Here is a 212-nt window from a genome sequence, read left to right as displayed (position 1 = left end):
GACCTGAAGGCTGGCTTCGTCTGGCGTCGCATCGAGCTGACGCTGGACAAGCCGACTGAAGCGGGCGATACCGTGATTCTGTTGTGGAGCAACCTGCCTGCCGCGGTGGGCGCACACGAGATTGCCCGGCTGTACCGCAAGCGCTGGCGTATCGAGGGCATGTTCCAGCGACTCGAGTCGGTCCTGCACAGCGAGATCCGCACCCTGGGTCA

General features: G+C 64.2%; 1 pseudogene. It reads left to right on the top strand.

The window, feature by feature from the left end:
- Positions 1 to 212 (top strand): annotated as a pseudogene (locus tag SB822_RS61785) (IS4 family transposase); the annotation flags it as partial.

This window comes from Paraburkholderia sp. SIMBA_054 (genome assembly GCF_046534875.1).
Lineage (GTDB): Bacteria > Pseudomonadota > Gammaproteobacteria > Burkholderiales > Burkholderiaceae > Paraburkholderia > Paraburkholderia hospita.
Note: the sequence above shows the minus strand (reverse complement) of the source record. Positions and strands in the feature narration are given on the sequence as shown.